General features: G+C 68.6%; 26 protein-coding genes. 12 read left to right on the top strand and 14 right to left on the bottom strand.

The features are described from left to right. Window positions 1-348 (top strand): cupin domain-containing protein (locus AB0L53_RS56285; protein ID WP_364014376.1); only part of this gene is annotated, 348 nt, incomplete at its 5' end. 199 nt (window positions 349-547) lie between these two features. Here AB0L53_RS56285 and hemE read toward each other — a convergent pair. The 3 genes from hemE to AB0L53_RS56300 all read right to left on the bottom strand — a co-directional run bounded on the left by hemE (window position 548) and on the right by AB0L53_RS56300 (window position 3,852). Then, window positions 548-1,627, bottom strand: coding sequence for a uroporphyrinogen decarboxylase (gene hemE / locus AB0L53_RS56290; protein ID WP_364014379.1), 1,080 nt, complete (start codon window positions 1,625-1,627; stop codon window positions 548-550). 141 nt (window positions 1,628-1,768) lie between these two features. Beyond that, window positions 1,769-2,872: a winged helix DNA-binding domain-containing protein gene (locus AB0L53_RS56295; protein WP_364014382.1), complete on the bottom strand. Its 1,104-nt coding sequence runs from the start codon at window positions 2,870-2,872 to the stop codon at window positions 1,769-1,771. Beyond that, window positions 2,869-3,852, bottom strand: coding sequence for an NADP-dependent oxidoreductase (locus tag AB0L53_RS56300; RefSeq protein ID WP_364014385.1), 984 nt, complete (start codon window positions 3,850-3,852; stop codon window positions 2,869-2,871). The genes AB0L53_RS56295 and AB0L53_RS56300 overlap by 4 nt, the downstream gene beginning before the upstream one ends. Before the next feature lie 92 nt (window positions 3,853-3,944). Between AB0L53_RS56300 and AB0L53_RS56305 the strand changes: the two genes are divergently transcribed. Next, window positions 3,945-4,916, top strand: a complete 972-nt coding sequence (locus AB0L53_RS56305) for a YafY family protein (protein ID WP_364014388.1) — start codon at window positions 3,945-3,947, stop codon at window positions 4,914-4,916. 166 nt (window positions 4,917-5,082) lie between these two features. Here the strand turns inward: AB0L53_RS56305 and AB0L53_RS56310 are convergent, their stop codons facing one another. After that, on the bottom strand, window positions 5,083-6,000 hold the full coding sequence (locus AB0L53_RS56310; RefSeq protein WP_364014390.1) for a UTP--glucose-1-phosphate uridylyltransferase: 918 nt from the start codon (window positions 5,998-6,000) through the stop codon (window positions 5,083-5,085). Window positions 6,001-6,568: 568 nt separating this feature from the next. Here AB0L53_RS56310 and AB0L53_RS56315 point away from each other — a divergent pair. Beyond that, on the top strand, window positions 6,569-6,892 hold the full coding sequence (locus AB0L53_RS56315; protein WP_364014393.1) for a hypothetical protein: 324 nt from the start codon (window positions 6,569-6,571) through the stop codon (window positions 6,890-6,892). Between the two features lie 248 nt (window positions 6,893-7,140). Here the strand turns inward: AB0L53_RS56315 and AB0L53_RS56320 are convergent, their stop codons facing one another. Both AB0L53_RS56320 and AB0L53_RS56325 read right to left on the bottom strand, forming a co-directional pair. After that, window positions 7,141-7,362: a hypothetical protein gene (locus tag AB0L53_RS56320; RefSeq protein WP_364014396.1), complete on the bottom strand. Its 222-nt coding sequence runs from the start codon at window positions 7,360-7,362 to the stop codon at window positions 7,141-7,143. A 643-nt stretch (window positions 7,363-8,005) separates the two neighbouring features. Next, window positions 8,006-8,365: a MerR family transcriptional regulator gene (locus AB0L53_RS56325; protein ID WP_364014399.1), complete on the bottom strand. Its 360-nt coding sequence runs from the start codon at window positions 8,363-8,365 to the stop codon at window positions 8,006-8,008. Between the two features lie 64 nt (window positions 8,366-8,429). On the opposite strand from AB0L53_RS56325, the gene AB0L53_RS56330 reads away from it, so the two are divergent. Continuing rightward, entirely contained in the window at window positions 8,430-8,759 is a 330-nt protein-coding gene (locus AB0L53_RS56330) for a putative quinol monooxygenase (RefSeq protein WP_364014401.1), read from the top strand. A 195-nt stretch (window positions 8,760-8,954) separates the two neighbouring features. On the opposite strand, the gene AB0L53_RS56335 is transcribed toward AB0L53_RS56330, so the two are convergent. The 3 genes from AB0L53_RS56335 to AB0L53_RS56345 form a co-directional block, all read right to left on the bottom strand. Further along, the gene (locus tag AB0L53_RS56335) at window positions 8,955-9,332 is read right to left on the bottom strand and encodes a MerR family transcriptional regulator (protein ID WP_364014404.1); all 378 of its coding nucleotides are present in this window, start codon (window positions 9,330-9,332) and stop codon (window positions 8,955-8,957) included. A gap of 174 nt (window positions 9,333-9,506) precedes the next feature. Continuing rightward, window positions 9,507-10,223: an NADPH-dependent F420 reductase gene (locus AB0L53_RS56340; protein ID WP_364014407.1), complete on the bottom strand. Its 717-nt coding sequence runs from the start codon at window positions 10,221-10,223 to the stop codon at window positions 9,507-9,509. A 336-nt stretch (window positions 10,224-10,559) separates the two neighbouring features. After that, window positions 10,560-11,003, bottom strand: coding sequence for a TetR/AcrR family transcriptional regulator C-terminal ligand-binding domain-containing protein (locus AB0L53_RS56345; RefSeq protein WP_364014409.1), 444 nt, complete (start codon window positions 11,001-11,003; stop codon window positions 10,560-10,562). Between the two features lie 60 nt (window positions 11,004-11,063). Here AB0L53_RS56345 and AB0L53_RS56350 point away from each other — a divergent pair, with 60 nt between their 5' ends. Further along, window positions 11,064-11,243 carry a hypothetical protein gene (locus AB0L53_RS56350; protein WP_364014412.1) on the top strand — a complete coding sequence of 60 codons (180 nt, stop codon included), beginning with the start codon at window positions 11,064-11,066 and terminating at the stop codon, window positions 11,241-11,243. A gap of 225 nt (window positions 11,244-11,468) precedes the next feature. Here the strand turns inward: AB0L53_RS56350 and AB0L53_RS56355 are convergent, their stop codons facing one another. Continuing rightward, window positions 11,469-11,747, bottom strand: coding sequence for a hypothetical protein (locus tag AB0L53_RS56355; protein WP_364014415.1), 279 nt, complete (start codon window positions 11,745-11,747; stop codon window positions 11,469-11,471). 362 nt (window positions 11,748-12,109) lie between these two features. Between AB0L53_RS56355 and AB0L53_RS56360 the strand changes: the two genes are divergently transcribed. The 3 genes from AB0L53_RS56360 to AB0L53_RS56370 all read left to right on the top strand — a co-directional run bounded on the left by AB0L53_RS56360 (window position 12,110) and on the right by AB0L53_RS56370 (window position 15,254). Then, entirely contained in the window at window positions 12,110-12,763 is a 654-nt protein-coding gene (locus tag AB0L53_RS56360; RefSeq protein WP_364014418.1) for a hypothetical protein, read from the top strand. Window positions 12,764-13,144: 381 nt separating this feature from the next. Next, window positions 13,145-14,380, top strand: coding sequence for a serine hydrolase domain-containing protein (locus tag AB0L53_RS56365; protein ID WP_364014420.1), 1,236 nt, complete (start codon window positions 13,145-13,147; stop codon window positions 14,378-14,380). Window positions 14,381-14,987: 607 nt separating this feature from the next. Then, window positions 14,988-15,254, top strand: coding sequence for a hypothetical protein (locus AB0L53_RS56370; RefSeq protein ID WP_219534557.1), 267 nt, complete (start codon window positions 14,988-14,990; stop codon window positions 15,252-15,254). 146 nt (window positions 15,255-15,400) lie between these two features. Here the strand turns inward: AB0L53_RS56370 and AB0L53_RS56375 are convergent, their stop codons facing one another. The 4 genes from AB0L53_RS56375 to AB0L53_RS56390 form a co-directional block, all read right to left on the bottom strand. Beyond that, the gene (locus AB0L53_RS56375) at window positions 15,401-15,634 is read right to left on the bottom strand and encodes an SDR family oxidoreductase (RefSeq protein WP_364014423.1); all 234 of its coding nucleotides are present in this window, start codon (window positions 15,632-15,634) and stop codon (window positions 15,401-15,403) included. 33 nt (window positions 15,635-15,667) lie between these two features. Beyond that, window positions 15,668-16,558, bottom strand: coding sequence for a hypothetical protein (locus tag AB0L53_RS56380; RefSeq protein WP_364014426.1), 891 nt, complete (start codon window positions 16,556-16,558; stop codon window positions 15,668-15,670). A gap of 65 nt (window positions 16,559-16,623) precedes the next feature. Further along, a complete protein-coding gene (locus AB0L53_RS56385) occupies window positions 16,624-16,947 on the bottom strand; it encodes a helix-turn-helix domain-containing protein (RefSeq protein WP_364014429.1) in 324 nt (107 codons plus the stop codon). A 221-nt stretch (window positions 16,948-17,168) separates the two neighbouring features. Continuing rightward, window positions 17,169-18,350 (bottom strand): PHB depolymerase family esterase, encoded by a 1,182-nt coding sequence (locus AB0L53_RS56390; protein WP_364014432.1) that lies wholly within the window; start codon window positions 18,348-18,350, stop codon window positions 17,169-17,171. 174 nt (window positions 18,351-18,524) lie between these two features. Here AB0L53_RS56390 and AB0L53_RS56395 point away from each other — a divergent pair, with 174 nt between their 5' ends. The 4 genes from AB0L53_RS56395 to AB0L53_RS56410 all read left to right on the top strand — a co-directional run bounded on the left by AB0L53_RS56395 (window position 18,525) and on the right by AB0L53_RS56410 (window position 22,151). Beyond that, a complete protein-coding gene (locus tag AB0L53_RS56395) occupies window positions 18,525-19,766 on the top strand; it encodes an MFS transporter (RefSeq protein ID WP_364014435.1) in 1,242 nt (413 codons plus the stop codon). 170 nt (window positions 19,767-19,936) lie between these two features. Further along, window positions 19,937-20,395, top strand: coding sequence for a MarR family transcriptional regulator (locus tag AB0L53_RS56400; RefSeq protein ID WP_364014438.1), 459 nt, complete (start codon window positions 19,937-19,939; stop codon window positions 20,393-20,395). Window positions 20,396-20,435: 40 nt separating this feature from the next. Next, the gene (locus tag AB0L53_RS56405) at window positions 20,436-21,824 is read left to right on the top strand and encodes an MFS transporter (RefSeq protein WP_364014441.1); all 1,389 of its coding nucleotides are present in this window, start codon (window positions 20,436-20,438) and stop codon (window positions 21,822-21,824) included. Window positions 21,825-21,857: 33 nt separating this feature from the next. Then, window positions 21,858-22,151: a DUF1330 domain-containing protein gene (locus tag AB0L53_RS56410; RefSeq protein WP_364014444.1), complete on the top strand. Its 294-nt coding sequence runs from the start codon at window positions 21,858-21,860 to the stop codon at window positions 22,149-22,151. Window positions 22,152-22,189 lie beyond the last annotated feature (38 nt).

Genomic DNA, 22,189 nt, shown 5'->3' on the forward strand with positions numbered 1-22,189 from the left:
TCTGGTGTGGCCATTGTCATGCGCAAGAACGATCGCCCCGTTTTCCGTGACCCGGAAACCGGCTTCGAGCGACACATGGTGTCAGCGGCCCCGGGCGCGGGAGGAGCCGAGATGGTCGTCCACTACCTCCCCGCGCAGGTCTCCACCGGGCTGCTGCCCGCGTATCCGCCGGGTACGGAGAAACAACTCGTGGTGCTCGAAGGCACCCTCACCGTCGCGATCGGCGGGATCAGCGAGACCCTGAACACAGGCGACTCCCTGTTCTTCCAAGCCGACGCGGACCACGGCTTCGCCAACCGAACGAACGCTCCCTGCGAATACATCATGGTCATCTCACGCAGAACCTGATCGGCCGCAGCTTACGAGCCTGGACAAAGCCGGCTAGGGCATCGCCGTACTCACGGCATTCTCCGGAAAAGCCGACTTGCGAGCAGCTCCGCGACGTGTCGGTACCCATGCGGCTGACCGTCGGCGGCCAGGCACCGACTGACCCGGCGCTGCTCGCCAACTGGCTGCCTTCTAGCCGACGCCGACCTGTTCAGGCTCTCTACTGCGTCAAAGCCGCGGACCAGGACCGTACCTGCTGGGCGAGAGCGGCCACATGCTCGGGAGGTGTGGTCTTGACGATTCCGTGTCCGAGATTGAACACGAACGGGCCACCACTGAGCGCGTTCAGGATGCGGTCTGTTTCCGCGTGGAGTGCGGGCCCGCCCGCGACCAGGAGCTGAGGGTCGAGGTTGCCCTGTACGCACCGGCCGAGTGCCTGCTGCACCTTCTGCGCGGCCCACTCCACAGGCACTGTCGAGTCGAGCCCGACGCAGTCCACGCCGGTCGCCTCGGCGAAGCCGTTGTAGGCGAGCCCCGCGCCACGCGGAAAGGCGATGATGGGAACACTCGGATGCTTCGCCTTCAGCGCCGCGACGATGGCGGCAACCGGCGTGACGCACCAACGCTGGAACAGCGGGTAGGGGAGTATTCCGGCCCAGCTCTCGAAGAGTTGGATCGCTTCGGCACCTGCCTGAATCTGACGGTCCAAGAACTCGATGGTGGCCGCCGTGAGCAGGTCGATCAGGGGTTGGAACCCCTCCGGATCGCTCAGCGCCCACTGCTTGACGACGGAGTGCTCTGAGCTGGCGCCGCCGCGCCCTTCGACCATGTAAGTCGCGACCGTCCACGGCGCACCGGCGTAGCCGATCAACGTGACCTCGTCGGGCAACGCGCGAGTGAGCCGTCTGACGGTCTCATAGATCGGGGCCAGTTCTTCGTGCAAGCGGGACGCGCTTAAGAACTCGGTAATGTCCGAAGCCGAACGGATCGGGGGCGTGAGGACGGGTCCGTCGCCGACCCGGTACTCCAAGGTCTGCCCCAACGCCGCGGCGATCTGGGGAAGATCCGCGAACAGGATCGCGGCGTCGAGCGTGAAGCGGCGGAGCGGTTGCAAGGTGACCTCGACCGCATGCTCGGGTGAATTGCACAGCCCCACCATCCCGCCCGCAGCCTCTCGGACGTCGTGGTACTCCGGCAGATAGCGTCCGGCCTGCCGCATGAGCCAGATCGGTGGTCGCTCGGTGCGCTCGCCCGCGAGCGCACGCAACAGCAGCTTCTTCGGCCTCGCCTCGCCCGCCACGTGATCGACGTCCGACTCTTCCCGCATATCGACGCCCACGCGCCTCCGTCCTGCCCAGATACGCGAGCCCCAACCGGCCCGATCAGCACACACACCCCTACACGTGAAGGTGTGCGCCACCACCCTATCTACGCCCACTACCTAGATCGACAGACCGGTGACGGCCGGGCTGCTGTAGGAGACGTTCTTGCCTCCCACGAACGGCAGCAGGCGCTTCGTCTCCTGCTCCAAGGCCGCCTGATCGGGCGCGGACAGCGGGCGGAACGGCGTGAGGAGCAGGGTGTCGCCTTGGAGGGACCAGCTTCCGTGCACGTGGCCGTCCACGAGGAAAGTGGGCCGTACTCGTGCCTGACCCGGCATCACGCGCTTTCGGTCCTCGTGGCTGATGATGCGGGTCCGGTCGGCGTGGCCGAGCAGGGCGTTGTCGAAGGCGGGCAGCAGTCGTACGGGGGCGGGCGTGTCGGGGTCGGGCAGTTCCGCGTCGGCGACGTCGATCAGTTCCCTGCCGTCGGGGTCGCGGTAGTGGCGCAGTTCGGCGCGCATGTCGGAGACGATCTCGCCGAGGCGGGTCAGCCCGGACCAGGCCTGTACGTCCATGATCCCGGCTGGGCCGAATGCTGCCAGATAGCGGCGGATGAGGTCCTTGGCGGTAGCCGGGGCCATGGGCCGGCCGAGCCAGGTCTCGGCCGGCGTGACGGAGACGGCCGATCGGGTGCCCCAGGATCCCCATGTGCCGACGGCGGGGTTGTGAATGAGAGGGGTCCTGAGCTCGACTTCCCCGGCGAGGACGCGCCCGTCGCGGCCTGGGTGGCGTTCGGCCAGCCGCCGGGCCAGTTCCTTTCGTGGTGTCGTCTCGCCCGCCAGCAGCTCAAGTCCGGTGGCGACCAGCGAGGCGGTGTCCAGGCCCGCGTTGTCGCGGGCGAAGTACGCCGAGCGGGCGGTGCGGTCGAGGACGGGCTGCAGCAGTGGCCGCAGCCGGCGGAAGTCGTCGGCCGCGGCGAGGTGCTGGGTGCTGCGGAGCAGGCCGGAGCGGACCACCTTGCGGTCCTGCAGCAGTGTGGTGAGCTGGGCGTGGGTGAAGCCGCAGATCCTGCTCCACAGTCCGACGTAGGGCCAGTTGGGCTCTTGCGCCTGCAGCGCGACCAGGCGTTCGATCACCTCCAGCGGGGTGTGGTCGGTGCGGGCCAGCAGGAACTGGCGGCCCAGCAGGGCCCGGTTCAGAGCCCTGCTCGAAAGAGTCCTCATGACAGCCGCACCGAGACATTGCCCCGGTAGGAGCCCTGGAGCAGGGACAAGAACGCCTGCGGCACGTCTTCGACCCCGCCCTTGATGACCGTCTGCGGATAGACGAAGCGGCCCTCGCCCAACCAGGTGCTGAAGTGCTCCCACCAGGCGGCGATCTGGTCGGGGGTGTGGTAGCAGGAGAACGGCAGCAGCTGGATGCCGCTGGCCTGGGCCGCGGCATGGTCGGGCGCGGGGAAGCGTTCGGCCGCGTCGCCGAGCTGGCTGGACAGGGAGCCGCACAGCGCGAAGCGGGCGCCGGGCCTGGCCGCCTGCAGCGCGGCCTGGTATTGCTCGCCGCCCACGACGTCGAAGAACACCGAAATGCCCTCAGGCGCGAGCTCCCGTAGCCGCTCGACCGACGAGCCGTCGTGATAGTCGAACGCGGCGTCGTAGCCGAGCTCGTTCACCAGATAGTCGACCTTGGCCGGGCTGCCGGCGCTGCCGATCACCCGCGCCGCGCCGAGGCACTTGGCGATCTGCCCGGCCAGTGAGCCGATCCCGCCCGCCGCGCCGGAGACGAACACCACGTCGCCCTCGCCGGCGCCCGCCACGTCGGCCATCCCGTAGTAGGCCGTCGGCCCCTGACCGAGGTAGTAGCCGGGGTCCGCGACGGGATCAAGCTTCATGTACTGGGCGGCCGGGCCCGCCGAGTACTCGCTCCAGCCGGTCATTGACTGGACCAGGTCGCCAACCGCGAGCTCGGAACTGTCGGAGCGGACCACGGTGCCGATGGTGGCCACGCCCACCCGCTGCCCCGGCTGCCAGGCCGGGACCGGGATGGTGCAGTCGGCCCGCATCAGCTCCAGGTAGGTCGCGGCGAGCCCGATCTGGTCGGTGCGCACCAGGACCTCGCCGTCCACCTCCGTCTTGGCGACGGTGAAATGGTCGAGCGTGGGGGCGCCGGTGATCTGGGCGGTCAGCTGGATCTCACGGGTGATCATTCTTCTGTCCTTACCTCGGGCGTTGCCGTTGAGCTCGACACTAGGAAGACTTCCGGCCACTTTTTGACCGGAAGTCAGGCGAGGATGGGGGTATGGCGAACACCAGCTCACGGACCCTCCGACTGCTCTCGCTGCTGCAGACCCACCGGCACTGGCCCGGTCTGGAACTGGCCGACCGGCTCGGGGTCTCCGAGCGGACCCTGCGCCGCGACGTGGACCGGCTGCGCGAGCTCGGCTATCCGGTCGGCGCGGCCCGTGGCACCGACGGCGGCTACCAGCTGGCGCCCGGCGCCGTGCTGCCGCCGCTGCTGCTCGACGATGAGGAGGCGGTGGCGCTGGCGGTGGGTATCGGCGACGCGGCGCAGAGCGGAATCGCCGGGATGCAGGAGGCGTCGCTGCGCGCACTCACCAAGGTGGTACGGGTCCTGCCGCCCCGGCTGCGGGCCAGGGTGGACGCCCTGCGGGCGATGACCCTGGCCGTCGCCGCCTCCGGGCCGATCGTCGCGGCGGAGGTGCTCACCGCGGTCGCCCAGGCCTGCCGGGACGAGGAGCGGCTGCGTTTCGGCTACACGGCCAGGGGCTCGGCAACCACTGAGCGCGAGGTCGAGCCGCACCGCGTGGTCGCACTCGGCGGACGCTGGTACCTGGTGGCCTACGACCTGGGCCGGCATGACTGGCGCAGTTTCCGCCTCGACCGGCTGACCGAGCCGACCGCGACCGGCACCCGCTTCAGTCCACGCACACTCCCGGCCGAGGACGCCGCGGCCTTCGTCCAGGCGGCCGGTGGAGCCCCGGCGCCGTACACGGTCCAGGCGCTCGTCCACGCCCCCGAGGCCCGGGTACGGCAGGCGGTCGGCCAATGGGGCACCATCGAACCACTCGATCAGGACCGCTGCCGGATCACCATGACCTCGACCTCCCTCGACTGGCCGACCCAGGCCCTGGGCAACGTGGGCGCCGAGTTCGAGGTGCTGGGACCGCCGGAATTCGCCGCACACGTCCAGGAATGGGGCGCCCGCTTCATTCGGGCCACCCGCGCACCCGAGCGACGGTTCCCACCGTAGCCATATCGCCTCCGGCGAGCGTGGCTCAAAAGGGCCCTACGCTCGGACGCCCCACCCAGGCAGGCTTCGCCTGCACGGCGCTTGTTGACCATGGCCGCCCGGCATGGATGGCAGGTGCGACCTCACGATCGTGGGGCGTCGCCTTTCCCAGACAGGGAGCGGCGGATCAGGTGCCGGTGTCGGGGCGGTGGTTGCCGCTGAGGTCGCGGGTGAGGCGGCGCAGGAGCGGCCCGTATTCGGGGTGTGCCAGGGCGGAGGCGAACTGGGCGGTGAGGTAGTCCGCTGGGTTGCCGGTGTCGTACCAGCGGCCGGAGATGACCTGCCCGTATACGACGTGGTTGCGGGCGTAGGCGTTGATGGCGTCGGCCAGGTAGACCTCGCCGGTGCGGTGTTCGTACCAGCGCTTGGTCTGCTCTCGCAGTTCGTCGATGATGGCGGGGGTGATGATGTAGCCGCCGATGGCGGCGTAGGCGGAGGGGGCGTCGGCGGGTTTGGGTTTTTCGACCAGGCCGGTGATTCGCAGCAGGCCGCGCTCGAGGTTCTCTTGGACGACGGGCACGCCGTAGCGTGCGGAGTCCTGCCGGTCGATCGGCATCAGGGCCAGCACCGGGCACCTGGTCGCCTCATAGGCGCGGATCAGCTGCTGGGCGCGGGGCACCTCGGCCACGAATACATCGTCGGGCCACAGGACGAGCATCGGCTCGTCGCCGATGCCGTGCGCGGCGTTCAGGACCGGGGTGCCGTTGCCGTACGGGCCGTGCTGGTCGAGGTAGGTGATGTGGCCTTGCCGGGAAAGCTCGGCGACCTCTTCGACAGCGTCGGCGTAGGCGCCTTTGCCGTCGGCGCGCAGCTGCTGCACCAGGGCGGGGTTGGGCCGGAAGTGGTCCTGGATCAGAGATTTCCCGCCGGAGACGACGATGGTGATGTCCGTGATGCCGGACGCGATCAGCTCCCGGACGGTGTGCTCGATTACCGGTTTGTCGCCGACCGGCAGCATCTCCTTGGGGATGGCCTTGGTCAGCGGCAGGAGACGGGAGCCGAGTCCGGCGGCGGGGATCACCGCCCTGCGGATCGTCGGGCGCATCAGGTCTCTTTCCGTTGAGCGGGTACACCGCGCTGGCCGGCACGACAGGTCCGACACTAGCAACGCTCTCCAGCTTGTAGTCGTCCACGTCGTCCAGCGTCGTCCGTTCGAGTCCGAACATGTCCCGGGCGGCGATCTGGACGGCCAGGGATTGTTCACGTGCGCGGTGCGGCGGTTCAGGCCCTCCGCGATCTGCTGCTCGGCCAGGGCCCGGTTCCGCATGAACAGGTCATGGTCCTTTGGCCCCAGTTCGGTCCTCTGGCGTCGCCCCGCCGGGTCGAGGTCGCCCCCCAGCCGCTCATCCAGGACGGCCAGGTCCGCCGAACCCCCGCACGCCGCGAACACTGCCGGGCCGCCGGGGTTAGTGTCTCGCTCCGATCTTTTTCTGTGGCCTCCTACGGCAATGGCTCAGGACGGCGATGCCCGGCGAATGTCCGGCGGATGTCCTGGCTGTGTTCACCCTGGCGAGGCAGCATCGAACGCATAGGCACCAAGAACCTGCCGCAGGTGTACCCAGTGCGAAACCACAGGATGAAGCAGTGACCCACGCAGGATCGAGGGGAGAGAAATGAGCCGCAAGGCGCTTATCACGATGTTCCTCATGGCGTTACTGGCCCTTTTTGCTGGCACGTTCCCCGCCAGTGCCGGTGTCGGCGAGTCGGCCTTCGCCAGTTCTTATCAGATAACGACGAGCGCTCCGCAGAACGCTCTGCTCGCCAGTTGTTCTTCGACGCCGCCGCCATGGTGGTACAACTACAGCACGGCATTCACCGGCACCAACAACTGCAACAAGTGCATCGAGATGGGAAAGGTCTGGAACGCCAGCGGCTACCAGGCATATTGCTGGGAAGTCTCGGATTACCGGGTCGAGCTCTGGCTCTACCATCCATAGAAACCCACCTGACCCGGATAACGTGCGGCAACTCCTGGAGAGCCGCAACCACCATCTCCGGATCATTGACGTCCAGCACCTGTCCGGACTGCGGCAGCGCCCGGCCGTTGTGAAACTCCAGCAGTCGGCACGCTTGCGCGGAGCGCGATGCCGTGCCGATCGTCGCCGTGGCGTTCCGGCGGGACCTGGCCCACGGTCACGGCACAGTAGACGCCTTCGATGTACCCCTCGACGATGCGGTCCACGGCTCATGCTTCCTTCTGGCCGGCGGCCGTGTCGTCGTTGGGGAGTGCGTCAACGTAGGTGGCGATCGTGCTGTGCGCACCACCGACAGCGATCTTGACCGCCACCTGCCGGACCGTCCTCCCCGACCGTTCACGCGGCAGCGCCAGCTCTCGCGCGAAGTCCTGCCGGGTACGGACCCGCCTGGAGTCAGGCAGGTCCGGCTCACCCTCGATCACACCCGTCATCTCGCCTCCCGATCCACGCGAAGCAGCCACAACTACGAGCGGTAAGGCTTCCGGTCGCAGGGTTGATCGTGAGTGAGTTGGCCTCGAACGCGCTCCAGCACACCGCCTCTGGGCGTGGGGGCGGTCTTGTCGCGGTGGAAGTGATCGGCCTCAATACGGGGCTGGCTCGGATCGAGGTGACCGACAACGGAGCGGACACTGTTCCGCGTCCGCGCTTGTCGGATGACCTGGCCTCTCACGGGCGCGGTCTGCGACTGGTGGAGCAGAACGCGGCCGCATGGGGTGTGCGCCGGTTGGGCGGTCGGCAGCTCATGGTCTGGGCGGAGGTGCGCACGAGTCAGGTCGTTCCTGTCTGTGGCGAAAGTTAATCGTGCTCGGCGGACTGCGGTTCATTCGCAGGACCGATCGTCGGGACGGGCAGATGGTCACACATGAGAGCGACCGTTGGCCCATCCATGCAGCGGACAGCATGTGGAGCGCCCTACTTCTCGGTCATGTCCGATGAAGTGGAAGCTATATGCGGCAAAGCGCTCAAAGAACGCCTAACAGAATGATCTCGGGGTGGTATTGATCGTCTGTTCTGTAGGTTGATCACCGGTGTTCGGCGCAGGCTCGGCGACGGCTTCCGACGCGTGACGGCCGGTCAGACGTGGGTGAGCGCTCGGGTGGAGACCTCGAGGATGTCGCCCAGAGCGGTGCGGGCCTGGGTGAGGTCGGCTATGCGGGCGTTCAGCTCGGCGTACTGGGTTCTGAGGTGGTCGAGAACGCAGGCCTGGAGTTCGGTGCCGTCGCCGACGAAGCAGGGCATGAGCTCGCGGATGACCTTGGTAGGCAGCCCGGCGGCGAGCAGGGTGCGGATGCGGGCGACGGTGGCGGGAGCCTCGGGATCGTAATGGCGGTGGCCGCCTTCGCTGCGGTGGGAGGTGAGCAGCCCCTGGGCCTCGTAGTAGCGGAGGAGACGTATGGCCACGCCTGTTTCGCGGGACAGCTCCCCGATCTTCATGTGACCCACCTCATAGCGCAGCGGCTTGAATCTGACACCGATGTCACATCCTAGCGTTGCTCACATGACAACGACTTCGACCGCACCGGCGCCCGTTTCGCTCTATGGATTCCTGACCCCCAAGCCCGGACACGCCGACGAGCTGAGGAAGCTCCTGATGGACCTCGTCGAGCCGTCTCGAGGGCACGAAGGCAGCCTTCAATACCACCTCCACGAGCAGGAGGACGGCCGCTTCTTCCTCTATGAGGTCTGGCGTTCGCAGGAGGACCTCGACCGGCACAACGCCACCCCCCTGCTGCGCGCCTTCATGGACGAACTGCCTGAGCACATCGAAGGAGCGCCCGAGGCCTACTTCGGCGCAATGATCAGTCCCTATCCGGCCATCGCGGCCTGACCAGGCTCGCAGAGTTTCTCACGGAGTCAGACCCGGGGCTGTGGGCGCTGACCGTGGTGGGCGCGTTGACCTCGGCGTGTTGGGCGGCCGGTGTGAGCGTGCTTGAACCGGCCGCTAAGAGCGACTGTCGGTGGCCGGGGTGAAACATGGAGGCCGGTCAGCCCTCGCAAGGCGGCGGGCCTGATCGAATGCCGGTCAGGTGGTGTTCATGGGTGGGGCGCCACGCATGGCCTCCTGCGTGGTCTTGATCAGAGCGTCCAGGGTCTGCCGGGTGCGGGCGAGCTCGTCCGACTGGGCGTCGATGCGGTCGCGCTCCGCGGTGAGCTGGCGTAGCACCGCCGGAGGACAGCGCTCCCCGGAGTCCTTGACGTGCGGCAGCAGCGCGGCGATGACCTTGCCGGTCATTCCGACGGCGAAGAACTGTTTGATCAAGAGCACGCGGCACACAGCGTCCTCGCCGTAGTGGCGCTGCCCGCTCGCACTGCGCCGGCTGGCGAGCATGCCCTGCTCCTCGTAGTAGCGCAGGGAGCGCACGCTGGCCCCGGTCCGCTGTGCGAGATCACCGATCCGCACGGCCACCTCCATCCAGGATTGCCTCTCACACCGATGTCAGGATTAGCGTAGCGGCGTGCCCCACGAGCCCCTGGAGATGGTTTCACGTTGCCCGCATGACCCGGCGGCTTCGCCGCGGCGCGCCAGACAGGCGAGGCCTTCACTGGTTCTCCGATGGAGGCCTCGGTGTGAGCTTTAGAAGGTGCGCTCGGCGACCCTCGCCCGCTGGCTCGCCCGCAACGCGGCGCGAAGCTTGTCGGCTGGCAGCGGCGCGGCGGGAGCCTGGAGTATGCGCTCGACCGGTACGTCGGGGTCAGCGAGGTAGATCTGGGTGTAGGCGCCGGACTCGGGCTCGAAACGCCAGCTCTCGCTCAGAGTTCCGGCGTCGACGGTGTCGAAGCCGAGCCGCTCGATCAGCTGCGCTGCCCGAGCCTTCGCGCCGGGGTCGTCGCCGGCGATGGGCAGGGCGCTGCGGTCCGGGGCTCCGGTGGGCCGGGCGAGCTGCGGGATGTGGTGGGCCAGGATGTTGTTGAACGCCTTCACCAGCAAGGCACCGGGCAAGAGCTGCTGGGCCAGCTCGGTCGTGGTCACCTTCTCGGAGTCGAGTTCGGCGATCCGGCCGTCGCGGGAGGGGTAGTAGTTGCCGGTGTCCAGCACGGTACGCCCCTGCAGCAGCTCGGTGGGCACGGAACCGTAGGCGTTCAGCGGGATGCTGAGCAAGGTCGCCTCGCCGGCGCGGGCAGCTTGCTCCACGGTGCCTGCCGTGGCTCGCGACCCCAGTTCCTCGACCAGTGCAGCCAGGCTCTGCGGGCCACGCGAGTTGGCGATCACCACGTCGATGTCCGCCGCCACCGCCAGCCGCGCGACCGCCGAGCCGATCTTTCCGCTTCCGATGATTCCCAGAGTCGACATCGCCGATTCCTCCCTCTACGTTGTGGCCTCCTCCGAGCCCATACACCCGTGAACGCATCGGCCACACTGGGCCACGTTAAGACCTCACATCAGTGTCAGAGGCAAATCGGCGGTGCGCGATGGAGCGGCGCGGCGATGATCCTTTCCGGTGGCGGGGCGACTGAGGCATGCGGACCATCCGTGCTTGCGCGATCCAGGCCAGGCGCTATCGTGAGCCGTCTCGTTCGATGGTGTGGATCGGTCATCCCTGGCTCCATGTCGCCGCGGACGGCGACAGGCTCACCGCAACGGGGCTGCGACTGCTTCACGGCCCCCGGCTCAAGCGGCGGGCGTTCTTCATGACCAGTACGCGGAATGCGGTGCGATCAGCAGGTCGGTGCCGAGGTCCAGATCCAGCCCTTGGGGGAGTTCGCCGCGGTCAATCGCGCCCTGCAGTATCGCGCGCGCCGCTGCCCGCCGCGGTGCGGTCACTCCGGTGTAGAGCCCCTCCGCCAGGGCGTCGTCGTACCTGGCCTCGGCGAGGTCCTGGTCACCTGCCGGCAGATCCCGGAGGGTGACGAGGAGGCCTGGTCGGCCCAGTGGGCCGCGATGGCGGCGCGCGTCGAGCGCATCGGTCGGGACGCGCTGGCCGCCGGTCACCGAGTCAGCGCCCGGGAGGCGCTGCTGCGCGCGTCCAACTACTACCGGACCGCCGACTTCTACCGCCGCGAGAATCCCGCCGCCGACTTCGAGCACCGCGCCGCCGCGTGCGTGCTGCACGACGGCGTCTACGACTTCCACGCGGTCATCGCCGCGACCGCCGGCCGTGCCGCTTCGATGCCCGGTGGCATGGAGGCATAGATGGCGCAGAACACCACGGTGCGATGGGTGGTGCGCAACGGCCGGTGGACCTTCGGTGTCTCCGATGTTGACGAGCTGGTGAAGGCAACCAAGGCGTACACCATGGCGGGTATCGCCGACCGCGTCACCTGCCCGACGCTCGTCCTCGACGCCGAGAACGACCAGTTCTTCAAGGGGTAGCCGCAGCGCCTGTTCGATGAGCTGACCTGCCAGAAGGAGCTGATCTCCTTCCGTGAGGACGAAGGCGCGGGCGAGCACTGCCACGAGGGCGCGCTCTCCCTGTTCCACCAGCGCACCTTCGACTGGCTCGACACCCTGCTCGCCGGCTGACCTCGCCGGCCGGCCCGCAGTCGCTTTCATGAGGCGGGAGCGTCAGGGCCGGTGGCATGACCGTAGGTCACCCCCTCAGCGCCCGGCGTCATCCGTCGGTTTCGTCGTGCGGTACGTTCCCGGCGAACGGCTCGCCCCACTCGCCCCACTCGCCGCAGTCGATGCCCACCGCAGCGCCCACAGCCCGAAGCCCACCGCGACCACGATCGGCTGCGGGATCAGGATCAGAACGGCCGTCGGTCCGAACAGGATCTCCTCCATTCCGCCGCCACAGTCCCCGCCCGTGATCATGATTGAGTAGTCGGTCGTCCCCTCGGCGAGGGCCGCCAGGACGATCGTCTGGGGAATGCTCACCAGTAGCAGGGCGATGCCCCACATGGCCAAGGGCGGCGAGCAGGGCCAGCAGCGCCAGCAGCGCGGCCCCCCGTTTCGGCGCCCACCGCCGGCGGCGCAGCACCACGGTGGGCACCACCAGCAGTGCGGCGACGACCGCACCGATGACGACGTTCGCGGTCTTGGGCACGATGACTGCGGGGGCAAACTGCATCAGGTTCGCCACAGTGCATTAGGCAGGTACGGAGAATTTCGGCGACACCAGCGACGCGTCTATCGCTCGCGATACGATCATGTAAAGCCACGGCTTGGGATATCCCAGGCACGCTCGTCCGAGGCGAACGGCAAGGTATCCGGTGATGAGGCTCATGACTGCTCATGATGTGGCCCGGCTGCTGCCTGATGTCCCGGTGCTGCGCGATCTGTGCCGGTCCATGGCGGTGTTGGAGGCCATCCTGAGTCCGGAATGGTCCAGTCGCTACCACTCCTTCGACGCGGGCTGGAACCCTGGGGAGGAGATGGCCTCCATGCGCGACGGCTCGGGAGACGAATACTCCATCGTCTTCTCCGCGGCGGGTGCGTATGTCCGCGGCTTCGCCCATGAGGCGATGATGAGCCCGTACGGCGACGACGGGCCGTGGCCGGGAGTGCTCGATTCCGTCCCCGAGGTCTTCCGCCCTTGTGTGGAGGAGCCGGCGTTCTGCGACGAGGACGGAATGCCGGTCGTGACTGCGTGCCTATGGCGTGAGGTAGGCGATGGTCGCTGGCGGGTGGGTGAGATTGACTACCCGGACGGTGTGAGCGATCCCGATGGTGCGGCGGGGTTGTTCGCACGGCTCGTCGATCCGTCTCCGGAGGCGTTCCGGCGGTTCGCGGAGGACTACTACGAGGTGCCCGTGGATCTCGATGCGGTGCGGCACGTCTATGCCCTCCGTCCGCTGACGCGGGCGGTGGTCACCGCGCTGAACGCTGATCTTGCCGTGGAGGATCTCGCCGACGATCTTGCGGCAGCCCGGTATCCGTTCGTTGCCGGCTGACAGCTGAAAGACAGACGGGGCCGCGAAGACATCTGGCCGGCTAGGGGGGTCCGAACACGAGAAACCCTCCTCACGCAACGGCCCTAGTGTGCGCAGCATGTCGACCTCCGTGCTCAACCTGCGGCCTCCCACTGACGGGGGCAAGCGCCGACACCGAACGCTGATGTCAACGCTCCCGGGCTGCATTCCGCCGCGCTGCGGCCGGCACCCACTGCCACGGAGTCCCGGTCGAGATCAGGGGTTTGTCGAGAAACGGTGACATCACGCGCGCGGGCCGGTGATATTCGCGACGAAATATCGCAGCCATGACCAACAGCGCGCGGGACCATCGCGTCCTTCAACGAGCACTCGCCTCCTGCCTCGCGCGGGGAGGGCGATGACATGGACTCGGATTCCGTACGTGGTGTCGAGCGGCGGCGGCTGCTCGGATGGGGCGGGCTGGCTGCCGGTGTGATGGCGGCCGGCACGCTGTTAGGCACCGGGCTGGGCACCGCCCCCGCCGCCGCGTCCGAGCCGTCCGAGCAGGACCGGATCCCGCCGGACACCCTGCCCGGCGGGGCCTACGACCGGTACGTCGCGAAGCTGGCCGCACAGGACAAGTTCTCCGGAGTGGTGCTGCTGTCGCACCGGGGCCGGACGGTGCTGTCGCGCAGCTACGGCATGGCCGACAAGGAGAAGGGGATCCGTAACCACGAAGGTGTCGCGTTCAACCTCTACGGCGGGCCGTTCGTCAGCCTGTCCATTGTGCAGTTGGCGCAGCGGGGCAAGCTGAAGCTGTGGGACACGGTGGGCACCTACCTGACCGGTTTCGCCACGGAGATCGCTGAGCAGGTGCGCATCCACCACCTGCTCATGGGCACCTCCGGGTTGTCCTTTCCGGAGCATGACTACAAACGCATCTTCCACAGCAAGGAGGAGCAGCACGAGTACTACCAGCAGTACGCCCGGCAGGCGAAGCTGGTGGCCGCCCCCGGCGCGGGTTCGGAGAAACCCGGCTGGGGTGCGGATGTCACTGTGCAGATCGTCGAGGCGGTGACCGGCATGACGTTCTGGGACTACGTGCATGAGCACATCTTCGGGCGCTGCGGCATGGCCGGCTCGGCGTACTACACCAGGCCGCAGTGGCTGGCCGACGAGCACATCGCGCACTCGTACATGAAACAGGCCGACGGCAGCTGGGTGGACGCCGTCCGCAACCTGGACAAGGACAGCCCGAGCCCGGGCCTGGCGGGCCAGAACAATGCCCGCAACTTCGTCCCGGACGGCGGGTTCGTCACCGCACCGGACCTGATCCGGTTCGCGGAAGCGTTGTACGACGGCACCGTGCTCGACCCGGCCTGGGCCGACGTGTTCACCTCGGTCAAGGCCCCCAACTTCCGAGGCTCCCCGGGGTTCAGCACCTACGGGCCGACAGCCCACATCGTCGAAGGCCAGTGGGAGCTCTCGCGCAGCGGCGTCCACCCCGGCAGCTCCACCCACTGGAGCATCTACCCGGACGCCGGGTGGGTCGGCGTCGTCCTCAGCAACTACGACGACATACCGCTGCAGGAGATCACCGGACAGCAGACGCGGGCCGTCACCGGGGCTTCACCCGGCGGCGGTGGCGGTGGCGGCTGACGCGTGGCCACGGCATAGCCGACCCGAAGAAAGAGGCCCGGGCCGGGAAATCCACCGGCTCGGGCCGGGTGGGTTCCCCGGCCGAACCTCTGTCCTTCCCGTCCTGCGGTGATTCGGCGGCCCCGGCATGTTTCACCCTCCAAGATCGAGCCTGCGACCAGCCGGCCTGCCTCGCCCAGGATCTCCTCCACCACCTCTCGCGCGATCAGCAGCCGCGACAACCGATCTTCCTCGGCCTCCAGCCGTGCCCGCAGCTCGGCGACTTGCTCACCGAGCTCCTCGATCCGCCGCCGGGACTCCGCCTGCCGTCGCGCCAGCTCCTCCAGCAACGAAGCCATCGCCACCACCGCCTCGCACACCCGCACCCACGGTAGAAGACGGTTTCACGATCAAACAGCCAGGCCAGTAAACGCCAAGCTCAGAAGGTCACTGCTGACAAAGCGTCTGCCCTTTCCTACGGATCAGAAGATTGGTTTCGAGTAATCGCCGGACGCTCTCAACCGTTTGGATGAGAGGCGCGTCCAACGCATTGAACGAAGTCGCGCTGTCCGAGTCACTGGGGCATCTCCGTGATCCCTTGTGGGATCCAACGGTGAGGGGAGTAGGGATGGGGATCTTCAAGCAGGCCACGAACGACGCCTTGGCGGCCAGTGCCCGAAACGCCGCAGCAGAGGGACGTACGGTGTTCACGGCTCAGATCATCAGTGAGATCGGGCATCTCAACGTTTCCGGTGAGATCGAGAAGCTCGGCCGTGGCATCGAGGTAGTTGAAGCCCAGGGGTGGAAGCTCGACACCGTGAACACCCTCAAAGTAGACAAGATGACTGGGGATCGTCCCCTTTTCGTGTGCGTGTTTCGTCGTCACCAGTGGTGAGGTGATAGGCGACGCGCTACCTGATCCATCTCGAACTGGCTACGGATCAGAAGGTTAGAGGTCCGCTCGGTCACGCTCTGGCACAAAGGCCGCCGGGGAACGGGGGATTCCCGACGGCCTTTTCGTCCTCGCGGACCGGCATAGGGTCAGGCGGTGACGCCGCCATCGACTGCTATGGAGGCGCCCGTGATGTATCGGCCTCCCTCGCCGGCCAGATGCGCGACGGTCGCGGCGATGTCCGCCGCCTCCCCGTAGCGCCCGAGGGCGGTGTAGGCGCTCTGAGCGCGGGCGCCCGGTCCATCGGCGGGATTCATATCGGTGCCGATGCCACGGCTGCCGCCCGTCACCAGCGCTGCCTTGCCGTCCAGAACTGCCGACATATCGGACCGCCATCGTGCGCGAGATTTCAGGAGTCAGGGGCGGTTCACCGTCCTGATGCGCCCTTTGAACCCCGTGTTGCCCCGCTTGGTTGCACCGGGACGCCACGACCCTCTGCGTCTCGACGCGAAGCGACCCGTTCGACGCGAAGTGGCCCGTTTGTGGCGGGGGAAAGCGGCCGGGAAGCCGCATGGCCTACGCTGTGGCCCCGGGTGAAGCTGTGCCCAGGTGAAGGAGCGCGAGCGGGTGGTGTCTGTGCGGGTGGGGGTCCTCGGCCCGCTGGAGGTGCGCACCGGCGATGAGTCCGTGGAAATCGGGGGCGCTCGGTTACGTGCCCCGCTGATCCGGCTGTCGCTCGAGGCCGGGCACTTCGTCGCCGTGGAGTCGCTGTCCCAGGCGCTGTGGCCGGAGCACGGTCCCAGTGATCGCGTGCATGCCGAGTAGCGCTTGCCGGACCCGAACACGACGGGTACGACGTCCATGCGCACCTCGTCGATCAGGCCCGCGGCAAGCACCTGGCCACCGACGTCGCCGGCGGCGACCTCGACCATGCGGTCACCCGCGAGCTCCTGCGCCTTGGCCATGGCTGCCTCGACGCCGTCGACGAAGTGAAACGGCGCCTCGGGGTCCCAGCCCTCGGGCATCGGCCGGTGCGACACGACGACCACGTGGTCGATGCCGCCCGGAGGCTTCCCGTCCCAGCCATCCGTCATGTCGAAGACGTGGCGGCCGACGATCGTGACTCCGATCTGGTCCCAGTACGGCCGGGTGTAGTCGTAGGACGTCTGCGACACCTTCAGCTCGCCGCTCTCGTCCAAGGGGATGTCACCGCTGGACAACCAGTCGAACAGCGGTCCGGGCTGGTCATTCTCGTCCGCGACGAAGCCGTCCACCGACACCGAGCTGTACATGACCACCTTGCCCACGGGGCTCTCCTCTGCTTTGGGGTGCCCCAAATTAGCGTGCCGTGAGCTGTCGCTCTTGTAAGAAATCAATCGGCCGGCAGTGGCCAGCCGTCCAGCACGTGGCCGGGATGTTCGCGCAGGAACCGCCGCCGGACTTCGACGTACCGGGTCGGCGTGAGCCCGGTGAACGCCCGGAACTCGTGGCCGAAGTGGGCTTGGTCGAAGTAGCCTGCGCCACCGGCGAGGTCGCCCCAGTCGATCGGTCCGGCGGGGTTGATCGCGAACACGGTGGCGGCGAAGCGGTAGGTGCGGGCCAGCCGCTTCGGCGTGACGCCGATGAGCTCCTTGAACCGCCGCGCCAGATGAGTGCTGCTGACACCGGCTGCCACGCTCAGGTCGCCGATCGCCACCGCCCCGCTGGTCGCCGCGATGACGCTGCTCGTTTGGCGGACCAGCCCCAGGCCGGTCGATCAGCCCGTCCAGCGGCGGTCGCGGCACTCTGGACACGTACTTCACGCGTCACAGCATCGCCAATGCACGGGCGGACCGCCAGGTCGTCGCACGCCGTCCGCCGTAGAACGGCGGCGGGCGCTTCTTCTTCAGCGCCTGATGATCAGCCGCTCCCTCTGACCTAACAGGTGGTACCGGCCACCTCGTAGTAGTTCGGTCCCGTCTGCCGCAAGGTCGTCGTCACGAACGCGTTCCACAGGCCCATTACCTGGTCGGAGCCGTTGGCGTAGGCGTAGCCGCCGGACTGGTGGGCCCGCCCCGCCTGGGTGTGCGCGTAGTTGGTGGCGGTGAAGCAGGGCTGCGGCGACGGAGTGGGGGTGGGCGTCGGTGTGGGCGGCGGCGATCCCGTGTCGAGGCCGAAGAAGTGGGTGTCGTAGTACGCCGAGCAGATGGTGTCGAGGAAATAGGCGCCCGCCGTGCCGCACTGCTCCGCGGCGCCGCCCGGATCGACCGGTGTGCCGTGCCCCATCCCGGCGATCCGGTAGAAGCGGACCTCACCGCCGCCGTACGTCTCCATCGTGGTGCCGCCCGGCAGGCTCGTCGTCGAGACGGGGGTCTGCGACAGGCCGAGTACGTCGGTGAACTGGTCCCTGAGTTCGACGCCGTTGGCCTTGTTGACCACGTAGTCGGCCTGGCCGTGCCAGATCGAGACTCGCGGCCGCGACCCGGTGTACCCGGAGTACGCGCCGCGCACCAGGGCTCCCCAGTCCTTGGGGGTCTTGGTGACCGGGCCGTTCATGCAGGTGCTGGTCGAGGCGGGTGGGGAGCAGCGGTACGGCAGGCCCGCGACGATTGACGCCGCGTCGAACAGCTCCGGGTACGCCGCGACCATGACCGCGGTCATCGCGCCGCCCGCGGACAGGCCGGTGATGGAGATGCGACCGGGGTCGAGCTGGTAGGTGCTGGTCGCGTACGACACCATCTGGGCGATGGACAGCGCCTCGCCCTGTCCGCGCCCGATGTCGCCCTCCTGGAACCACTGGAAACAGTTCGACGGCGGGGTGGTGGCCTCGGGGAAGATCAGCGCGAAGCCGTACAGGTCGGCGAATTTCCGCCAGCCGGAGTTGGTGTAGTAGGCGTTGGCGCTCTGCGTACAGCCGTGCAAAGCGACGACGGCGGGGGAGCCCGCGGGCAGGCCGTCGGGGCGGTAGACCCACATGTTCAGGGCGCCCGGGTTCGAGCCGAACCCCGTGACCTTCGTCAGGGAGGCCGCCCGGGACGGGCGCGCGACGGCGAGTACGGCGAGGATGAGGACGAGCGCCGTCACGGCTCTGACGACGGCTCGGCTGGGGAGTGGAAACATCAGCGACTCCGTGGTTCACACGCCTGGCGATTGCCCGTGACGGTACGTTCCGGGCGAACGGCCTGATATGTGGCACGCACCAGAATTCCCGGAGGCGCACATGTGAGTCCGGCCCATACCTCTGTCGCGGACAGCCTTGTCAAGCTTGGCGACCGACCCCCCCATGATCTATACATGAACATCCGACAGGACAGGAACGCGCGGCCGATGCCCGCCGGGTTGGTCGCGCTCGCGCTCGGCGGCTTCGGGATCGGCCTGACCGAGTTCGTGATCGCGGGTCTGCTGCCCCAGGTGAGCCGCAGCCTGGACGTCTCCGAGGCCACGGCCGGATGGCTCATCTCGGGATACGCCCTGAGCGTCGCGATCGGCGCGATACTGCTGACCGCCGCCACCACCCGCATCCAGCGCAAGGCCGTCCTTGTCGGTTTGGTGGCGTTGTTCGTCCTCGGCAACCTGCTGTCCGCCGTCGCGTCCAGCTACGCCGTTGCGCTGCTCGGCCGCGTCGTCGCCGCCCTGTGCCACGGCTCCTTCTTCGGCATCGGCTCGCTCGTCGCCCGCCGCATGGTCCCATCGGAGCGGGCCTCACAGGCGGTCGCCGTGATGTTCGCCGGGCTGACGGTCGCCAACGTGCTGGGCGTACCGTTCGGCGCTCTGGTCGGCGAACGCTGGGGCTGGCGCGCCACGTTCTGGGCCATCACCGGGATCGGCGTGCTGGCCCTGGCCGCCATCGCCGTGTGGGTTCCGGCCTGGGCGGGCGCCGTGCACGAGGCCCACCGGCCGGCCGGTCTGCGCCCCCAGCTACGCGCCTTCCGCTCCTGGCAGGTCTGGCTGACCCTGGCCGCCACCGCCCTCGGCTACGGCGGCATGTTCGGGGCGTTCAGCTACATCGCGTACACCTTTACCGAGGTCACCGGCTTCACCACGGCGGATGTCGCCTGGCTGCTCGTCGTCTACGGCAGCGGCCTGGTGATCGGCAACGTCGCCGGGGGCCGGGCGGCCGACCGCGACCGCGACCGCACGCTGATCGTGTCCCTGGCGGGACTCGCCGCCACGCTCGCGGCGTTCGGGCTGCTGGCCGACGGGCGGGTCGCGTCAGTGGTCCTGGTCTTCCTGCTGAGCGTCTTCGGGTTCGCCGGCGTGCCCGGCATGATCACCCGCGTCACGGACGCCGCCGGCGGCGCGCCACTCGCCGCCAGCGCCAACGTCGCGGCCTCCAACGTCGGCAACGCCCTGGGCGCCTGGCTCGGCGGCCTCGCGATCAGCGCGGGCCTGGGTTACACCGCGCCGCTGTACGTGGGCGCCGCGGTCGTGGCGCTCGGCCTCGCCGTGATGGTGGTCGCCGCGCGCACCGGGCGTGCCGCCTCAGCTCCGGCGTCCTTTGGTCAGGCGTCTGTTAGCCTCCGCCGTCTGCCGTGACGCAGTTGCTCGCCCAGCGCCCTCAGCCTGCTCAGCTTGCGGTCCATCGGCGCAGCGCAGAGTCTCGAAGTAGGTGGGGTCGTGGTCGAGGTGGAGCGACAGGGCGGTCGCGGCGCCCAGCGCAGCGCCATTTCCATAAACTATGAATATAAAAATGCTATGCTTCGGGCATGAGTCGTCAAGACACCGCTCCTGGCGCGTCCGCCGCCATCGGGGCAGCCCTCTACGGCCTGGCCACCAGGGCCGCGAGACGCCTGCCCCGGGACATGAGTCTGACGTCCGCCGCCACCCTGGCCACCCTGGACCGGACCGGCCCGCGGCGCATCACCGATCTGGCCGCGGTCGAGGGCGTCACCCAGCCCGCGATGACCGCCCTGGTCCGGGTGATGGAGGAGTCCGGCCTGGTCGAGCGGCGGGGCGACGCGTCCGACAAGCGGGTCACGCTGGTGTGCCTGACCGAGGCCGGCGCCTCCTATGTCCGGACGCGGCGCCAGGCGGGCGTCCACGCGTTCGAGCGGTTGATCGGCAAGCTCACCGACGAGGAGGTCGAGGCGCTGGTGGCGGCCCTTCCGGCGCTGAAGCATCTGGCAGAGCTCGAAAGCCAGGACCGCGAAGGGCCGAAGCAGTGACCGGCAGCCGGTCGGCGGGGTCGCGGTGAAGGCGTTCCCGGTGGCGCGTTCCGAGGCGCGGCTGCTGGTCCCCGCCCTGATGTTCATCGCTCTGGTCGTGGCGGCGGTCGCCAGCCTCGGGACGCCGCTCATCACCAGCGTGGCGACCTCGTTCCACGTCTCGCTCGGCAGCGCGCAGTGGACGCTGACCGTCGCGCTGCTCAGCGGCGCCGTCGCCACGCCGGTCCTGGGCCGGCTCGGAGCCGGCCCGCGCCGGCGAGCCACGATCCTCGCCACGCTGGCGGTAGCCGTCGCCGGCAGCGCGCTCACCGTGCTGCCGCTGCCGTTCGCGTGGCTGCTGGCCGGCAGGGCGGCCCAGGGCGTCGGGCTCGGGCTGACGGCGCTGATGATGGGCGTGGCCCGGGACCACCTCCCCGAGGAGCGCAGCGCGGCCGTGATCGCCCTGATCTCGGTGGTCTCGATCATCGGGGCCGGCGTCGGCTACCCGCTGGCCGCACTGCTCGCCGAGCTCGGCGGGGTACGGGCCGCCTACGGCCTCGGCCTGGTCGTCACCGCCGCCGCCCTCCTGACCGCGTGGCGCTCCATGCCCGAAGCCCCCGAAGGCCGCTCCGCCCACGTGGACGTGGCAGGCGCGGTCGTCCTGGCCGCTGCGCTGCTCCTGGTGCTGTTCCTCGCCGGCGAACGGAATCTGTGGAGCCGGCATCTCGCCGTGGCGGCGGGCCTCGCCGTCGTCGCGGTGGTGCTGCTCTGCGTCTGGGCCGTCATCGAGCTGCGCAGCACGACGCCCCTGGTCGATGTGCGGGCGGTGCGGCACCCGGCGGTCGCCGGGGCGAACCTCGCCATGTTCGTCGGCGGGATCGGCATGTACCTCCTGCTCACGCTCATCACCCGGTACGCGCAGACGCCGCACGGCGCCGGCTATGGCTTCGGGCTGACGACCTTCGTCGCCGGGCTGGTCCTCATCCCGTTCTCGGTGCTGGGGTTCGTCGCCGGCAAGCTCACGCCGCGGGTCCGGACGCGGATCACCGACCCCCTGCTCCTGGCCGGCAGCGCCGTCGTGGTCGGCGGCGGGTTCGCCCTGTTCGCGGCGGCCCGGTCGGACCTGGCCGAACTGTTCGCGGCGATGGGCGTGCTCGGCTTCGGCGTCGGCGGCTTCTCGGCCGCGATGCCCGGCGTCATCCTGGCCGTCACCCCCAAGAGCGAGACGTCGAGCGCCATGAGCTTCAACTACGTCGTCCGCAGCGTCGGGTACTCCCTGGGCAGCGCCATCGGCGGCCTGATCCTCGCCGCGGGCACCGGCCCCGGCCACCTCTTCCCCGACGACAGCGCCTACACCACCGCGGCGCTGGTCGGCATCGGCGCCATGGCGATCACGACGCTGACAAGCCTCGCTCTCGCCCGCCGACGCTCGTCCGAGACCAACCCGTAAGTCAGATGCACTCATCCCAACACTGGAGGTTCCATGTCCAAGGGCTACTGGGTCAGCGCCTACCGCACCATTTCAGACCCTGAGAAGCTGGCTGCTTACAACAAGCTGGCCGGTCCGGCCGTCGCGGCCGGGGGTGGTCGGGTCCTCGTTCGTGGCGGTCGGGTCGTGGCGCATGACGCCGGAATCGCCGAGCGCACCGTCCTGATCGAGTTCGACAGCTTCGAGCAGGCCGTCGCGGCGCACGAGAGTGCGGCCTACCAGGAAGCGTTGGTCGTCCTCTCCGACGGCGTCGAGCGCGACTTCCGCATCGTCGAAGGCATCGACTGACCGAGGTCAAGATGGTGGATCTTCACTGAAGATCCACC

Origin of the sequence: Nonomuraea sp. NPDC052129, assembly GCF_040680095.1 — a bacterium.
In the GTDB taxonomy this organism is placed as follows: Bacteria; Actinomycetota; Actinomycetes; order Streptosporangiales; family Streptosporangiaceae; genus Nonomuraea.

Coding starts and splice junctions, on each gene's coding strand:
- AB0L53_RS56295 (WP_364014382.1), bottom strand. CDS start 2,872: ATGAGGACTCTTTCGAGCAGGGCTCTGAACCGGGCCCTGCTGGGCCGC.
- AB0L53_RS56300 (WP_364014385.1), bottom strand. CDS start 3,852: ATGATCACCCGTGAGATCCAGCTGACCGCCCAGATCACCGGCGCCCCC.
- AB0L53_RS56305 (WP_364014388.1), top strand. CDS start 3,945: ATGGCGAACACCAGCTCACGGACCCTCCGACTGCTCTCGCTGCTGCAG.
- AB0L53_RS56310 (WP_364014390.1), bottom strand. CDS start 6,000: ATGCGCCCGACGATCCGCAGGGCGGTGATCCCCGCCGCCGGACTCGGC.
- AB0L53_RS56315 (WP_364014393.1), top strand. CDS start 6,569: ATGAGCCGCAAGGCGCTTATCACGATGTTCCTCATGGCGTTACTGGCC.
- AB0L53_RS56320 (WP_364014396.1), bottom strand. CDS start 7,362: ATGACGGGTGTGATCGAGGGTGAGCCGGACCTGCCTGACTCCAGGCGG.
- AB0L53_RS56325 (WP_364014399.1), bottom strand. CDS start 8,365: ATGAAGATCGGGGAGCTGTCCCGCGAAACAGGCGTGGCCATACGTCTC.
- AB0L53_RS56330 (WP_364014401.1), top strand. CDS start 8,430: ATGACAACGACTTCGACCGCACCGGCGCCCGTTTCGCTCTATGGATTC.
- AB0L53_RS56340 (WP_364014407.1), bottom strand. CDS start 10,223: ATGTCGACTCTGGGAATCATCGGAAGCGGAAAGATCGGCTCGGCGGTC.
- AB0L53_RS56350 (WP_364014412.1), top strand. CDS start 11,064: ATGGCGCAGAACACCACGGTGCGATGGGTGGTGCGCAACGGCCGGTGG.
- AB0L53_RS56365 (WP_364014420.1), top strand. CDS start 13,145: ATGGACTCGGATTCCGTACGTGGTGTCGAGCGGCGGCGGCTGCTCGGA.
- AB0L53_RS56370 (WP_219534557.1), top strand. CDS start 14,988: ATGGGGATCTTCAAGCAGGCCACGAACGACGCCTTGGCGGCCAGTGCC.
- AB0L53_RS56375 (WP_364014423.1), bottom strand. CDS start 15,634: ATGTCGGCAGTTCTGGACGGCAAGGCAGCGCTGGTGACGGGCGGCAGC.
- AB0L53_RS56390 (WP_364014432.1), bottom strand. CDS start 18,350: ATGTTTCCACTCCCCAGCCGAGCCGTCGTCAGAGCCGTGACGGCGCTC.
- AB0L53_RS56395 (WP_364014435.1), top strand. CDS start 18,525: ATGAACATCCGACAGGACAGGAACGCGCGGCCGATGCCCGCCGGGTTG.
- AB0L53_RS56400 (WP_364014438.1), top strand. CDS start 19,937: ATGAGTCGTCAAGACACCGCTCCTGGCGCGTCCGCCGCCATCGGGGCA.
- AB0L53_RS56410 (WP_364014444.1), top strand. CDS start 21,858: ATGTCCAAGGGCTACTGGGTCAGCGCCTACCGCACCATTTCAGACCCT.